Consider the following 17,302-nt stretch of genomic DNA (forward strand, 5'->3'; position numbering starts at 1 on the left):
ATGGATCGTGCGATGGGCAACGAGCAGCGCCTTCGGGACTACCTGAAGCGTGCCACCGTCGACCTTCGGCGCACCCGGCAGAAGGTGCAGGAACTGGAGGAGGCGGCGGCCGAGCCCATTGCCATCGTCGGCATGGGCTGCCGTTACCCCGGAGACGTGCGCGGCCCCGAGGACCTGTGGGCGATGCTGGAGCAGGGTGGCCACGGCGTGACCGACTTCCCGGCCGACCGGGGCTGGGACCCGGAGGCGCTGGGCACGTCCTCGACGCTGTCGGGTGGATTCCTGCACGACGCCACCACGTTCGACGCCGACTTCTTCGGCATCTCACCGCGTGAGGCGCTGTCCATGGACCCCCAGCAGCGGGTGCTGCTGGAGACGACGTGGGACGCGCTGGAGCGCGCGGGCATCGACCCGACGAGCCTGAAAGGCACTCAGACCGGCGTGTTCGTGGGCGCCATGCCCCAGGAGTACCGGGTCGGTCCGGCCGACGACATCGATGGGTACCGGCTGACCGGCAACACGTCCAGCGTGATCTCGGGCCGTCTGTCGTACTCCTTCGGACTGGTCGGCCCCGCCGTCACCGTGGACACCGCGTGCTCCTCCTCGCTGGTCGCGCTCCACCTGGCGGCCCAGTCGCTCCGGGCGGGGGAGTGCGACCTCGCGCTGGCCGGCGGCGTCACCGTCATGTCGAGCCCGCTCACCTTCGTCGAGTTCTCCAAGCAGGGCGGTCTCGCCGCCGACGGACACTGCCGTTCCTTCGCCGAGTCCGCGTCCGGCACCGGCTGGGCCGAGGGGGTCGGCGTGCTCGTGCTGGAGAAGCTGTCCGACGCACGCCGACGCGGGCACACGATCCTCGCCGTCGTACGCGGCTCGGCCGTCAACCAGGACGGTGCGTCCAACGGCCTGACCGCCCCCAACGGGCCCTCGCAGATCCGCGTCATCGAGCAGGCGCTGCTCAACGCGCGGCTGTCCGCCGACCAGGTCGACGTGGTGGAGGCGCATGGCACCGGCACGACGCTGGGGGATCCGGTCGAGGCGGAGGCGCTGCTCGCCACCTACGGCCGCAACCGCCCCGCCGGCCGTCCGCTGCTGCTCGGCTCGGTGAAGTCCAACATCAGCCACACGCAGGCCGCCGCGGGTGTGGCAGGCGTCATCAAGCTGGTACTGGCGATGCGCCACGGAATGCTGCCGAAGACGCTGCACGTCGACGCACCGACATCCCATGTGGACTGGTCCAGCGGGTCGCTGGCGCTCGCGACCGAGAACACGCCGTGGCCCGGGGAGGCGGACCGTCCGCGCCGTGCCGCCGTCTCCTCGTTCGGGCTGAGCGGCACCAACGCGCACGCCATCATCGAGCAGGCACCTGCCGACGAGGGCCAGCCGTCGGACGAGGACGAGCCGTCGGACGAGGACCAGCCGTCCGTCGGTGACGTCGCGGCCGGGGCGGTGCCGCTGCTGCTGTCCGCGCGTACCCGTGAGGCGCTCGGGGAACAGGCGGCGCGCCTGCTGTCCGCGGTCGACTCCGGCACCCTGGCCGACGGCACCCTGGCCGACACCGCCTTCTCGCTCGCGACCACGCGCGCCGCGTTCGAGCACCGCGCCGCCGTCGTGGCGACCGATCACGAGCAGGTCCGGGCCGCGCTGACGGCGCTGGCCGCCGGCGGGACGCCGGCCGGGCTCGTCTCGGGTGTCACGCGCGGCAAACCCAAGCTGGCCGTGGTGTTCACCGGCCAGGGCGCGCAGCGCGCCGGCATGGGCCGCGAACTGTACGACCGCTTCCCGGTGTTCGCCGCGGCCCTGGACGAGGCGTGTGCGGCGCTGGACGCCCACCTCGACCGCCCGCTGCGCGAGGTCATGTGGGCCAGGACGGCACGTACGCTCAACCGCACGGAATACGCCCAGCCGGCGCTGTTCGCCGTCGAGGTCGCGCTCTACCGGCTGGTGGAGTCGTGGGGCGTCAAGCCGGACTACCTGGCCGGCCACTCCATAGGCGAGCTGGCCGCCGCGCACGTGGCCGGTGTCCTCGACCTGACCGCGGCGGCGGCTCTCGTGGCGGCACGCGGGCGACTGATGCAGGCGCTGCCCGCCGGCGGCGTGATGACGTCCGTGCGGGCGTCCGAGGCCGAGGTCGCGCCGCTGGTCTCCGGGCATGCCGGCACCGTGTCGATCGCGGCCGTGAACGGCGTGCGGTCGGTGGTCGTCGCGGGCGAGGCCGACGCGGTCGCCGAGATCGAGGCGGCACTGGTCGAGTCGGGGCACAGGCCGAAGCGGCTGCGGGTGTCGCACGCGTTCCACTCGCCGCTGATGAACCCGATGCTGGACGAATTCCACGCGGTCGCCGAGGATCTGACGTTCCGCGAGCCGTTACTGCCGGTCGTGTCGACGGTGACCGGTGAGCAGGCCACCGTCGAGCAGCTGACCGGCGCGGACTACTGGACCGACCACGTGCGCCGTCCGGTCAGGTTCCACGACAGTGTCGGCTGGCTGCGCGAGCACGGAGTCGGCGCGTTCCTGGAGCTGGGCCCGGACGGGGTGCTCACCGCGATGGTGCGGGAGGACTTCCCGGACGCCGGCGTGGTCGCGACGTTGCGCGGGGCGCAGCCCGAGGACGCCGCCCTCGCGGCCGCGGCCGCGGGTCTGCACACGCTCGGTGTCCCGCTGCGCTGGGCCGACTACTTCGCAGGCACCGGCGCCCGCCGCGCCGACCTGCCGACGTACGCCTTCCAGCGCCGCCGCTACTGGCCGCGTGACGCTCACGCTGCGCCGGGAGACATGCGCGCCGCCGGACTCGGCTCGGCGAACCACCCCCTCCTCGCCGCTGCCGCGTCCCTGGCGGACTCGGACGGCGTGCTGCTCACAGGCCGGCTCTCGGTGGCGTCGCACGCATGGCTCGCCGACCACGCCGTCCGCGGCACGGCCGTGCTACCCGGCACCGCGCTGCTCGAACTCGCGGTGCGAGCCGGAGACGAGGTCGGCTGCGGCAGGATCGAGGAGCTGACGCTCGCCGCGCCGCTGGTGCTGCCCGACCAGGGCGGCGTACAGGTACAGCTGTGGATCGGCAGCCCGGACGCCCGCGGCCACCGCACCCTCACGGTGTACTCGCGGTCCGACGCGGGCGACGCCACCGACTCGGGCGAGGACCGCCCCTGGACCCGTCATGCCGACGGCGTCCTGGCCTCCGGCGAGCAGGCCGGTTCCGTCGATGCCACCGTGTGGCCGCCGGCCGGGGCGGAGGCGGTCGGCCTCGACGGCTTCTACGAGCGCGCGGCCGAGGCGGGGCTGGAGTACGGACCGGCGTTCCGCGGCCTCGCCGCGGCCTGGCGGGTCGGCCCGGACGGCACGGTCGCCGCCGAGGTCGAGCTGCCCGAGAGCGTCGCGGCCGAGGCGCCGTCCTTCGGCATGCACCCAGCACTGCTGGACGCCGCCCTGCACGCGGTCGCCCTCACCGGTCTCGGCGACGGCGGCGCCATGCTGCCGTTCTCGTGGGAAGGCGTGCGCCTGCACGCCACGGGTGCGACGGCGGCCCGCGTGCTGCTGGTGCCGGTCGGCGATTCCGCGGTGTCGATCGAGGTGACGGACGCCGCCGGCGCGCCGCTGCTGACGGTGGCGTCCCTGGCGCTACGGCCTCTCGGGGACGAACGCCTGGCCGTCGAGCCGGGCAGGGACGCGCTCTTCCGTCTGGACTGGGCTCCGGTGTCCGGTGGAACGGCGCCCGAGACCGTCGCGGTCCTCGGGCCGGACGCCCCCATGCTGCCCGGAGTGGAGGTGCTGGTCGCCGCCGGTGTCGCCGACCTGCCCGGCGCGGTGCCGCCGGTGGTGCTGGCACCGGTGCCGACGGGCACGGGTGACCCGGTGGCCGATGCGCACGCGAACGCCGTCTGGGCCATGGGCATCGCACAGGACTGGCTCGCGGACGAGCGCTGCGCCGGCTCCCGTCTGCTGTTCCTCACGCACAACGGCGTGGCCGTGCGGCCAAATGACACGGTCGACCCGGCTCAGGCGGCCGTGTGGGGTTTCGCGAGGGCGGCCGAGGCGGAGAATCCCGGACGGTTCGGTGCGATCGACGGCGTCTCGGTGCCGGCCCTCGGCGCCGGCGAGCCGCAGACGGCGGTGCGGGACGGCGAGGTGCTCGCCGCCCGCCTCGCCCGCGTGCGGTCCACCGACCACGGTGCCGTGGACTGGGGCGACGGTGCCGTCCTGGTCACCGGTGGTACGAGCGGTCTCGGCGCCCTGGTGGCGCGGCACCTCGCCGAACACCACGGTGTGCGGCGGCTGGTCCTGGCCGGCCGTCGCGGTGCTGCCGCCGAGGGCGCTGCGGAGGTGGCGGCCGAGATCGCCGGGCTGGGCGCGCAGGTGAAGTTCGCCGCCGTGGACGCGGCCGACCGGGACGCGCTGGCCGCCGTGTTCGCCGCCGAGGGGCCTGTCACGGGCGTCGTGCACGCTGCCGGCGTCCTCGACGACGGCGTCCTGCCCTCGCTGACGGCCGACCGGATCGACGCCGTGCTGCGGCCGAAGGCCGACGCGGCCTGGAACCTGCACGAACTGGCCGGGGACGTATCGGTGTTCGTGGTGTTCTCCTCGGTCGCCGGTGTGGTGGGCGCGGCGGCGCAGACGGCTTACGCGGCCGGCAACGCCTTCCTCGACGCACTGGTCACCAAGCGGCGCTCCGAGGGCCTGCCGGGAGTGTCGCTGGCATGGGGGCCATGGACGCAGGAGACGGGCATGACCCGCTCCCTCGGCGCGTCCGGTATGCGCCGCCTGGCTCGTGCCGGCACGTTGCCGCTGTCCGTCGAGGACGGTCTCGCGCTGTTCGACACGGCGGTTCCCGGTCCCGACGCCGTGGCGGTCCCGGTACGGCTCGACCTGCCCGCGCTGCGCGCCCGCGACGAGGTGCCGCCGTTGCTGCGCGCCCTGGTCCGGCCCCGGGTCCGCCGGGCCACCGCGGAGAGCGTCGCCGCGAGCGGCCTGGCGCAGCGGCTCGCGCGGCTGAGCGCCGTCGAGCGTGCCGATACCGTGCTGGGGCTGGTGCGGGCCGAGGTGACCTCGGTGCTCGGCCACACCGGCACCGATCGCATCGACCCCGACCGGACCTTCGCCGACCTCGGCTTCGACTCCCTGACTGCTGTCGAACTGCGCGGTCGGCTCGCGGCCGCCACCGGCCTGCGGATGCCGGCCACGCTCGTCTTCGACCACCCGACCGTCGGCGCGCTGTCCGCGTACGTGCTGGATGAACTGCTCGGCGCCGAGGAGCCGGTCGAGTCGGTCACCGGTTCGAAGGCCGTCACCGACGACCCGATCGTCATCGTCGGTATGTCCTGCCGCTACCCGGGCGGCGTCTCCTCACCGGAGGACCTCTGGCGGCTGGTCAGTGAGGGCGCCGACGCGATATCGGGCTTCCCGACCAATCGCGGCTGGGACCTGGACACCCTGTTCGATCCGGATCCCGACCACATCGGCACGTCGTACGCGCGTTCCGGCGGCTTCCTGCACGACGCGGGCGAGTTCGACCCGGCCTTCTTCGGCATGAGCCCCCGTGAGGCGCTCGCCACCGACGCCCAGCAGCGCCTGCTCCTGGAGGCGTCCTGGGAGGCCGTCGAGCGGGCTGGGATCCCTCCCGCCGCGCTGCGCGGCAGCCGCACGGGTGTGTTCACCGGCGTCATGTACAGCGACTACGTCCACGCGCTCGGCGGCGGCGAGTTCGAGGGCCACCAGGGCACCGGCACGTCCCCGAGCGTGGCCTCCGGCCGTGTGTCGTACACGCTCGGCCTGGAGGGACCGGCGGTCAGTGTCGACACGGCCTGCTCGTCCTCGCTGGTGGCGTTGCACCTGGCCGCGCAGTCGCTGCGTGCGGGGGAATGCTCCCTCGCCCTCGCCGGCGGCGTGACGGTCATGTCGACCCCGACGTCGTTCCTCGAGTTCTCCCGACAGCGTGGCCTCGCCGCCGACGGCCGGTGCAAGGCCTTCGCGGACGCCGCCGACGGCGTCGCCTGGTCCGAGGGCGTCGGCGTCATCGTGCTGGAACGCATGTCCGACGCCCGCCGCAACGGGCACGAGATCCTCGCCGTGGTCCGCGGTTCCGCGGTGAACCAGGACGGCGCGTCGAACGGCCTGACTGCGCCGAACGGTCCGTCCCAGCAGCGGGTGGTCCGGGCCGCGCTGGCGAACGCCGGGCTGTCGGCCTCCGACGTGGACGTCGTCGAGGGGCACGGCACCGGCACGGCGTTGGGCGATCCCATCGAGGCGCAGGCGTTGCTGGCCACGTACGGCCGTGACCGGAAGGCGCCGTTGCTGCTGGGCTCGGTGAAGTCCAACATCGGTCACACGCAGGCGGCGGCGGGTGTCGCCGGGATCATCAAGATGGTGCTGGCGATGCGGCATGGTGTCGTGCCCCGCACCCTGCACGTGGACGCGCCGTCGACGCAGGTCGACTGGGCAGCCGGCGCGGTGGAGCTGGTCACCGAGGAGACCCCGTGGCCGGCCTCCGGCCGGCCGAGGCGTGCGGCGGTGTCGTCGTTCGGCTTCAGCGGCACCAATGTGCACACGGTCCTGGAAGCCCCGCCCGCGGTGGCGGAGTCCGTCCCGGAGCCGGGGACCGCCGCCGGTGTCGTACCGGTGCTGGTGTCCGGGCGCAGCCGGGACACGCTGAGGGCGCAGGCGGAGCGGCTGCTGGCGTACGTCGACTCGGCCGATCCGCTGGACCTGGCCCACTCGCTGGCGACCACTCGTTCGCGGTTCGAACAGCGGGCGGCGGTGATCGCACCGGACGCCGGGACGCTGCGTCGGGCCCTTGCCGCGCTGGCAGCCGGCCGGCCCGACCCGGCCCTGTCGGAGGGGGAGCCGGTCCACGGCCGCACGGCCTTCGTGTTCGCGGGTCAGGGTGCCCAGCGGCTGGGCATGGGCCGTGAGCTGTACGCCAGGTTCCCGGTCTTCGCCGAGGCGTTCGACGCGGTGACAGCGGAGCTCGGCGAGGGCGTTCGCGAGGTGATGTGGGGCGAGGACGCGGAGGCGCTGAGCGAGACGGGCCGGGCGCAGCCGGCGTTGTTCGCGCTGGAGGTGGCGCTGTACCGGCTGGTCGAGTCGTGGGGCGTGCGACCCGACTTCCTGGCCGGGCACTCGGTCGGTGAGATCGCGGCGGCGCACGTCGCCGGCGTCCTGTCGTTGAGCGACGCGGCGGCGTTGGTCTCGGCGCGCGGCCGGCTCATGCAGGCACTGCCGGCCGGCGGGGGCATGACGGCCATCGAGGCCGGCGCGGACGATGTCGCCGCCGAGCTGGTCGAGGGCGTGTCCATCGCCGCCGTCAACGGTCCGCAGTCCGTCGTCGTGGCCGGTGGGACCGACGCGCTCGCCCGGATCGAGACGGTGTTCCGCGAGCGGGGTTGCCGTACGAAGGCGCTGCGGGTCTCGCACGCGTTCCACTCGCCGTTGATGGATCCGATGCTGGACGCGTTCCGGTCCGTGGTCGAGGGCCTGTCCTTCGGCGAGGCGCGGATCCCGCTGGTGTCCACCGTGACCGGCGTGGTCGCCGGGGACGAGCTGGCCACGCCGGACTACTGGGTCAGGCACGTCCGGGAGGCCGTGCGGTTCGCCGACGGCGTACGGACCCTCGTGGACCGTGGGGTGCGCGCGTTCGTCGAACTGGGTCCGGACGGCACCCTCTCCGCGATGGTCGAGGACAACGCCGCCGATGTCGCCGCCGTCGCCACGCTGCGCGGCGAGCGGGACGAGGAGCGCGCCGCCGTCACCGCCCTGGCCCGGCTCGACACCTGGGGCGTGCCCGTCGACTGGGCCGCCTTCTTCGCCGGCACCGGCGCACGCCGCGTCGACCTGCCGACCTATGCGTTCTCCCGTGAGTTCTACTGGCCCGAGGCCCGCACGCGGCCGCCCGGCGACCCGGCGGGCGACCGGCTGTGGGCGGCCGTCGACGAGGGCGACGCCGCCGGGCTCGCCGAACTCCTCGGCCTCGGCGAGGACCAGCGCGGCTCGCTGGACGCGCTGCTGCCCGCGCTGTCGTCGTGGCACCGGGACCGTCACGAGCGTGCCATGCGCGACACGTGGCGCTACCGCGTCGAATGGGCCGCCTTGGCGGAGCGCGCGGCGACGCTGCCGGGTGCCTGGCTGCTCATCGGCACGACCGAGCATCCCGATCTCGCCGAGGCGCTGCGGGCGCACGGCGCCGAGGTCCGCACCCTGGTGGTGACCGAACCCGACCGTGCCGCGCTCGCCGCTCGGCTCACCGAGGCCGGCGATCAGACGGGGGTGGTGTGGGTGCCGCCGTCCGAGGAGGAGCCGACGGCGTTCCCGCTCGGACTGGCCCTGACCGTCACGCTCGGACAGGCGCTCGGCGACGCCGGCAGCACCGCTCCGCTGTGGGTTCTCACGCGCGGAGCGGTGTCGGCGGCCCCCGGCGACCCGGCGCCCCGCCCCTCGCAGGCCGCGGTGTGGGGTCTCGGCCGCAGCGTCGCGCTGGAGCATCCCGACCGCTGGGGCGGCCTGATCGATCTGCCCGCGGTGTGGAACGACCGAGCCGCCTCCCATCTCGCCGCCACCCTGGCCGGGACCGACGGCGAGGACCAGGTCGCGGTCCGGCCGGCCGGGCGCAGCGGTCGACGTCTCGTCCGGTACACCGCTCCCTCGCCCGCCGGCGAGTTCACCGCTCGTGGGACCGTGCTCGTCACCGGGGGCACCGGCGGCCTCGGCAGCGAGGTCGCGCGCTGGCTCGCCCGTTCCGGTGCCACCCACCTCGTGCTGACCAGCAGACGTGGCCCGGACGCGCCCGGAGCCATCGAGCTCCGCGCCGAACTGGAGGAACTGGGCGCGCGCGTCGAGGTCACCGCCTGCGACGTGGCCGACCGGGCCGCGCTGGCCGCGGTGCTCGCCGAGCACCCGGTGACCGGTGTGGTGCACACGGCGGGTGTCAGCGACATGAAGGCGCTCGCGGACACCACCCTCGCCGAGTTCGACTCCGTGCTGTCCGCGAAGGTGGCCGGCGCGGTCAACCTCGACGCCCTGGTCGGGGACGTGGACTTCTTCGTGCTGTTCGGCTCCGTCGCCGGCACGATCGGCAGCGGCGGCCAGGCGCCCTACAGCGCTGCCAACGCCTGCCTGGACGCCATCTCCGAGACCCGTGCCGCACGCGGCCTCACCGCCACGTCCGTGGCGTGGGGACCGTGGGCCGAGACCGGCATGGCGACCGACGACGCCATGACCGCGAGCCTGCTGCGGCAGGGCCTGCGGTTCATCGCGCCGGCCGCCGGCATCGCCGAACTCCGCGACGCCATCGTGCGCGGCGACACCACCGTCACCATCGCCGACGTGGACTGGACGCGCTACGCGCCGGTCTTCACCGCCTCCCGGCCGAGCCCGCTGCTCGCGGCGCTGCCGGAGGCGGCGGCGCCCGATGAACCGAACAGCCGCACGGAGTTCGCCGCCCGCCTGGCCGCACTGCCCGCCGAGGAGCGGGAACGGCAGCTCGTCGACCTGATCCGCACCGAGGCGGCCGGTGTGCTCGGCCACGACTCCGTGGACGGCGTGCCGGAGCAACGGGCCTTCCGCGACGGCGGGTTCGACTCGCTGACCGCCGTCGAACTGCGCAAGCGCCTCAGCGGTATCACCGGACGCGCCCTGCCCAGCACCATGGTGTTCGACTACCCGACGCCGTCGGCGCTGGCGCGCTACCTGGCCGGGGAACTGCTCGACGCCGACAGCACCGCCGCGCGGGTGACCGCCGCGGCCGGCGTCCCCGACGAGCCCATCGCGGTCGTCGGCATGGCATGCCGGTTCCCGGGCGGCGCCGCCACGCCCGAGGAGTTCTGGGCCCTCATCGAGGACGGCGTCGACGCCGGCAGCGAATGGCCCGTGGACCGCGGCTGGGACGCGGCCGCGCTGTACGACGCCGACCCGGACAAGCCGCACACCACCTACACCACGCGGGGTGGCTTCCTGCACGACGCCGGCGACTTCGACCCGGCGTTCTTCGGCATCTCACCGCGTGAGGCCCTGTCCATGGACCCGCAGCAGCGCCTGCTGCTGGAAACCTCGTGGGAGGCACTGGAGCGGGCCGGCATCGACCCGGCCGCACTGCGCTCCAGCACGACCGGCACGTTCGTCGGCTCCAGCTTCCAGGAGTACGGCGCCCAGCACGTCGAGGACCTCGAGGCGCACGTCGTCACCAGCACCATCCCCAGTGTGCTGTCAGGCCGCCTCGCCTACGTGTTCGGGCTGGAGGGTCCGGCGGTCACCGTGGACACCGCCTGCTCGTCGTCGCTGGTGGCGATCCACCTCGCCGCGCAGTCGCTGCGCAACGGCGAGACCACGCTGGCGCTCGCCGGCGGCGCGACGGTCATGCCGAACCCCGGGCCGTTCACGGCGTTCAGCCGGCAGCGGGCGCTCGCCCACGACGGCCGGTCCAAGGCGTTCGCGGAGGGCGCCGACGGCATGGCGCTCGGCGAGGGCGTCGGCATGCTGCTCCTGGAGAAGCTGTCCGACGCGCAGGCCAACGGCCACCCGGTGCTCGCGGTGATCCGCGGCTCCGCCGTCAACCAGGACGGTGCGTCCAACGGTCTGAGCGCGCCGAACGGGCCCGCGCAGCAGCGGGTCATCAGGCAGGCCCTGGCCAACGCTCGGCTGGCGCCGTCCGACGTGGACGCCGTGGAGGCGCACGGCACCGGCACCGCGCTGGGCGACCCGATCGAGGCCCAGGCGCTGCAGGCCACCTACGGCGTGGACCGGGACCCGGAGCGGCCGCTGCTGCTCGGCTCCGTGAAGTCCAACATCGGCCACACGCAGTCCGCCGCGGGCGTCGCCGGCGTCATGAAGATGGTGCTGGCCCTGCGAAACCGCGTGCTGCCGCCCACGCTGCACGCCGGGACACCGTCCTCGCACATCGACTGGAGCGCGGGCACCGTGCAGCTGCTGCACGAGGCCCGGCCGTGGGAGACGGGGGAGCGGGTGCGCCGCGCCGCCGTGTCGTCGTTCGGCATCAGCGGCACCAACGTCCACCTCGTGCTGGAGGAATCGCCGGCCGTGCCGGCACCGGACGAGCGTGCGCCCGTGCCGGTTCCGGCCTTGCTGCCGCTCGTGCTGTCGGCGCGGTCCGCGCCCGCGCTGCGTGAGCAGGCCGCCCGCCTGGTCGGCTGGAACGCGGACCCGGTCGACGTCGGCTACTCGCTGGTGACGTCGCGGTCGCTGTTCGAGCACCGGGCCGTGGTCCTCGACCGCGACGCCCTGGAAGGCTACGCCCGCGGCGGGGCCACGACCGAGGTGGTCGAGGGCGTCGCGGACGTCGAGGGCCGGACCGTGTTCGTGTTCCCGGGCCAGGGCTCGCAGTGGGCCGGCATGGGAGCGCGGCTGCTCGACGAGTCGCCCGTGTTCGCGGAGCACATCCACGCGTGCGCCGCCGCGCTGTCGGAGTTCACGGACTGGTCCCTGCTGGACGTGCTGCGCCAGGCGGAGGGTGCGCCGGGCCTGGAGCGCGTCGACGTCGTACAGCCCGCGTCGTTCGCGGTGATGGTGGCACTGGCGGCGCTGTGGCGCTCGCAGGGCGTGCACCCGGACGCCGTGGTCGGACACTCCCAGGGCGAGATCGCCGCGTCCGTGGTCGCCGGTGCGCTGTCCCTCGGAGACGGTGCCCGCGTGGTCGCCCTGCGCAGTCAGGCCATCGCCCGGCGGCTGGCGGGCAGGGGCGGCATGATGTCGGTGCCGCTGCCCGCGGACCGCGTCGAGCCGCTGCTGCCTTCCGACGGTACGGTGCAGATCGCGGCCGTCAACGGGCCGGGTTCCGTGGTCGTGGCCGGTGCTCCCGCCGCGCTGGACACGCTGTTCGACACCCTGGCCGCGGACGGCGTCCGGGTGCGGAAGATCGCCGTGGACTACGCCTCGCACTCCGCCCAGGTCGAGGACATCCGGGAGGAGCTGCTCGAACTCCTCGCCCCGATCCGGCCGCGGACCGCCGAGGTCCCGTTCTACTCCACCGTGACGAGCGAGTGGCTCGACACCACGGTCATGGACGCCGGCTACTGGTACCGAAACCTGCGTGGCACCGTGCACTTCGGGCCGGCCGTCACCACTCTGCTCGGCGAGGGCCACCGCGCGTTCATCGAGTGCAGCGCGCACCCGGTGCTGCGGATGGGCATCGCCGAGGCGGTCGACGCGGCCGGCGTGCGAGCCGTGGTGACCGGCACACTGCGCCGCGAAAGGGGCGGCCTGGACCGCGTCCTCACGTCCTTCGCCGAGGCGTTCGTCCGCGGCGTCGACGTGGACTGGGCCGCCCTGTACCAGGGCGGTCGCCGGACCGACCTGCCCACCTACGCGTTCCAGCACGAACGCCTGTGGATCCCGGTGCCGTCACCCGTGGTGCCCGGCGGTACGGACCCGGTCGAGGCGGACTTCTGGCAGGCCGTCGAGAGCGGCGACCTGGCCTCGCTCACCACCGAACTCGCCGTGGACGAGGAGGCCCTCGCGGCCGTGCTGCCCGGCCTGTCGGCATGGCGTGGCCGCCGCCGCGAGGAGACCCTCGTGGACGCCTGGCGCTACCGCGTGGCGTGGACGCCGGTCAGCACGGGCACCGCCGCGCTGACCGGACGCTGGCTCGTGGTCACCGCCGACGGCGTCGCCGACGAGGACGTGCTCTCCGCGCTGAGCGCGCACGGTGCCACGCCGGAGCGGCTGGTCCTCGACGCCGCCTGTGCCGACCGGGCCGTGCTCGCCGCACGCCTCGACGGCCTCGACGGCATCGACGCGGTCACGGGTGTGGTGTCGCTGGTGGCGGGTGCCGAGCGCCCGCTCGCGGGCCGTTCCGCGACGAACGAGGGTCTCGCGCTGACCGTGGCGCTCGTGCAGGCCCTCGGCGACGCCGGAATCGACGCCCCGCTGTGGTTCCTCACCCGTGCCGCCGTGTCGACGGGCCGCGCCGACGAGGTGCTCAACCCCGGCCAGGCGCAGGTGCTCGGCGTCGGCTGGACCGCCGCGCTCGAGCACCCGCGGCGGATCGGCGGCACGGTGGACCTGCCGGTCGAACTGGACACTCGCGAGGCGGGCCGGCTCGCCGCCGTGCTGTCCGGCGCGACGGGCGAGGACCAGCTCGTCGTGCGTGCCGCCGGCACACTGGCGCGGCGGATCGTGCGTGCGCCGAAGACCGCCGACGGCTCGGGCTGGACCGCCCGCGGCACCGTCCTGGTCACCGGCGGTACCGGCACCCTGGCCCCGCATCTGGCCCGCTGGCTCGCCGGCCGGGGCGCGGAGCGGATCGTGCTCACCAGCCGCCGCGGCCCGGCCGCCCCCGGCGCGGCCGAGCTGGTCGCGGAGCTGACCGAGCGCGGTGCCGCCGCCGAGGTAGTGGCCTGCGACATCACCGACCGCGATGCCGTAGCCGCACTGCTGGACCGGCTGCGTGCGGACGGGCCGCCGCTGCGGACCGTGGTGCACACGGCCGCCGTGATCGAGCTGTGCACCATCGCCGACACCACCCTCGACCAGTTCGAGCGGGTGCTGGACGCGAAGGTGACCGGCGCCAGCATCCTGGACGAGCTGCTCGCCGAGGACGAGCTGGACAACTTCGTGCTCTACTCGTCCACCGCGGGCATGTGGGCCTCCGGCGCGCACGCCGCATACGTCGCGGGCAACGCGTACCTGCACGCCCTGTCCGCGCGCCGCCGTGCCCGCGGGCTGCCGGCGATGTCCCTGTCGTGGGGCATCTGGGCGGACGACAGGAAGCTCGGCCGGGTCGACCCGGAACAGATCGTGCGCAGCGGCCTCGTGTTCATGGAGCCGCCGCTCGCGCTGACGGCCCTGCGCAACGCCCTCGAGGGGGACGACACCGCACTCGCGATCGCCGACATCGACTGGGACCGCTACCACGAGGTGTTCACCTCGACCCGGCCGACGACGCTGTTCGACGAGATCCCCGAGGTCAAGGCACTCACCGAGGTCCGGGAGCAGAACACCGTGACCGGTGGTGCCAGAGGCGGTTTCGCCGCGACGCTGCGGGCGCTGCCCGCCGCCGAGCGGGAGCGTACGCTGCTGGACCTGGTGCGCGGCCAGGCCGCCACCGTGCTCGGCCACACCTCCGGCGACGCGCTCGGCGAGCAGCGGGCGTTCCGCGACGCCGGCTTCGATTCCGTGACCGCGATCGACCTGCGGACCCGGATCGCCGACGCCACCGGCCTCACGCTGCCCACCACCATCGTCTTCGACTACCCGAACCCGGTCGCGCTGACCGAGTTCCTGCTGGCGGAGATCGCCGGCGACGCGCCCGCGGCCACGAGCGCCGCCGCCGCGGCCGCGCCGGACGAGCCCATCGCCATCATCGGCATGAGCTGCCGCTACCCGGGCGGGGCCGACTCGCCCGAGGACCTGTGGCGGCTGGTCACCGAGGGCGTCGACGCGATCGGCGGTTTCCCCGCGGACCGCGGTTGGCCCGCGGACGAGCTTTACGACCCGGACCCCGACCGCGCCGGCAAGACCTACTCGGTGCAGGGCGGCTTCCTGAGGGACGCCGCGGAGTTCGACGCGGACTTCTTCGGCATCTCACCGCGTGAGGCGCTGGCCATGGACCCGCAGCAGCGGCTGCTGCTGGAGACGGCGTGGGAGGCCTTCGAACGCGCCGGTCTCGACCCGCACGGTCTGCACGGCAGCCTCACCGGCACGTTCATCGGAGCCAGCTACCAGGACTACACCGCGTCGGTGTCGCGCACCGCGGACAGCTCCGAGGGCCACATGGTCACCGGCTCACTGGGCAGCGTCCTGTCCGGCCGCCTGGCGTACCTGCTCGGCCTGGAGGGTCCGGCCGTCACGCTGGACACCGCCTGCTCGTCGTCGCTGGTGGCGATCCACCTCGCCGCGCAGTCGCTGCGCACCGGGGAGAGCACACTGGCGCTGGCCGGCGGCGTGAGCATCATGTCCAATCCGGGCGCGTTCATCGGGTTCTCCCGGCAGCGGGCGCTCGCCGTGGACGGGCGCTGCAAGGCGTACTCCGACGACGCCGACGGCATGACCCTCGCCGAGGGCGTCGGCGTGGTCCTGCTGGAGAAGCTGTCCGACGCGCAGGCCAACGGCCACCAGGTGCTCGCCGTGCTCAAGGGCTCGGCGGTGAACCAGGACGGCGCGTCCAACGGCCTGACCGCGCCGAACGGACCCGCGCAGCAGCGGGTCATCCGCGCGGCGCTGGCCAACGCCCGGCTGACGGCGTCCGAGGTGGACGCGATCGAGGGTCACGGCACCGGCACCGCGCTCGGTGACCCGATCGAGGCGCAGGCACTGTTCGGGACCTACGGCCGCGAGCGCGACCCGGAGCGGCCGCTGCTTCTCGGCTCCGTGAAGTCCAACATCGGCCACACCCAGATGGCCTCCGGCGTGGCCAGTGTGATCAAGCTCGTGCTCGCCATGCAGCGGGGCGTACTGCCGCGGACCCTGCACGCGGAGACGCCGTCCACGCACGTCGACTGGTCCAGCGACGCCATCGGCCTGCTGACCGAGCAGGTGCCGTGGCCCGAGACGGGCCGGCCCCGCCGCGCCGCCGTGTCGTCGTTCGGGCTCAGCGGCACGAACGCGCACGCGATCCTGGAACAGGCGCCGGTCGCGCAGGAGCCCGGCGCGCCCCGCGTCGACGGCGTGCTGCCGTTCGTCCTGTCCGGCCGGACCGACGCCGCGCTGCGGGCGCAGGCCGGGCGTCTGCTCGATCTCCTGCGCACGCGGCCCGACACGCACCCGACCGACCTCGCGTACTCGCTGGCGACCGGCCGCGCGGCGTTCGAACGGCGCGCCGCCGTCGTCGCGACGGACCTGGCGGAGCTGGGCAGCGGCCTGACGGCCGTGCGGGACGGAACGCCGGGCGCGGGGGTGCTGCGTGGCTCGGTGGAGCGGGGCGGCCTGGCCGTGCTGTTCACGGGCCAAGGCGCGCAGCGCAGCGGCATGGGCCGCGAACTGTACGAGCGCTTCCCTGCGTTCGCCGACGCCCTCGACGAGGTGCTGCTCCACCTCGACAACGAGCTGGACCGTCCGCTGCGGGATGTCATGTGGGCGGACGACGCCACCGAGCTGGACCGCACCGGCTACACCCAGCCGGCGCTCTTCGCGGTGGAGGTGGCCCTGTACCGGCTCGTGGAGTCCTGGGGCGTGCGGCCGGACCACGTCGCCGGCCACTCGGTCGGCGAGCTCGTCGCCGCGCACGTCGCCGGAGTGCTGTCGCTGGCCGACGCCACCAAGCTCGTCGCCGCGCGCGGCCGGCTGATGCAGGCGCTGCCCGAGGGCGGTGCGATGGTCTCCGTCCGGGCGTCCGAGGCGATCGTCGCGCCGCGCCTCGACGAGCGGCGCGTGTCCATCGCCGCGATCAACGGTCCGGAGTCCGTGGTGATCGCCGGCGACGAGGACGTGGTGCTTGCGCTGGCCGAGGGCTTCGAGGCCGACGGGTACCGTACGCGGCGGCTGCGGGTGAGCCATGCCTTCCACTCCCCGCGCATGGACGCGGTGCTCGACGACTTCCGCCGGGTCGCGGGGACCCTGACGTACCAGCCGCCGCGCATCCCCGTCCTGTCCAACGTGACCGGCGAGCCGGTCACCGCGGGGCAGGTCTGCGACCCCGAGTACTGGGTGCGGCACGTGCGCGCGGCGGTGCGGTTCGCCGACGGCGTCACATGGCTGGCCGGGCACGGCGTGCGCGCCTTCCTGGAGCTCGGCCCGGACGCGGTGCTGACCGGCATGGCGCAGGAGAGCCTGCCCGAGGACGGAGTGGCGGTCGTCGCGTCGCAGCGGCGCGACCGCTCCGAGACCTCCGCCGTCGCCACGGCCGTCGCGGCCCTCCACGCGCACGGCGTCCCCGTCGACTGGACGGCGTTCTTCGCGGACACCGGCGCCCGCCGGATCGACCTGCCGACCTACGCGTTCCAGCACGAGCGCTTCTGGCCGGAGCAGGACGTCAACGCGGCGCCGCGGCCCGGCGACACCGTCGACGCCACGTTCTGGGCGGCCGTGGAGGAGGCCGACGTCGACTCCCTCACCACCGCCCTCGGTCTGCCCGCCGACACCGTCTCGGCGATGGTGCCGGCGCTGTCGACCTGGCGTCGCCGCCGCGACGAGGAGTCCGCCGTGGACTCCCTGCGCTACCGCGTCGTGTGGGCGCCGATGCCCAGCGGCTCCCCGTCGCTCGGCGGCACCTGGCTGGTGCTCGCGCCCGGCGACTCGGAGTGGGTCACCGCCGCCATCGGCGGTCTCGTCGCCGCCGGGGCGGACACCGTCCGGCTCGACGTCACGGAGCCCGACCGGGCCGCGCTCGCCGACGCGCTGCGCGACCAGGCCGCCGGGGGCGGCT

The 17,302-nt window shown here is 74.5% G+C and carries 1 protein-coding gene (only partly in view); it reads left to right on the forward strand.

Translation table 11 applies throughout. The features are described 5' to 3' along the window. A protein-coding gene (locus AC07CM_RS18780; RefSeq protein WP_478877506.1) for a type I polyketide synthase crosses the window boundary here: on the forward strand, nucleotides 1-17,302 show its 5' portion. 10,442 nt of this gene lie beyond the right edge of the window; only the first 17,302 of its 27,744 coding nucleotides appear in the window; its start codon is at nucleotides 1-3; its stop codon lies off the right edge, out of view.

The sequence above is a fragment of the Streptomyces sp. NPDC044061 genome (genome assembly GCF_056434305.1).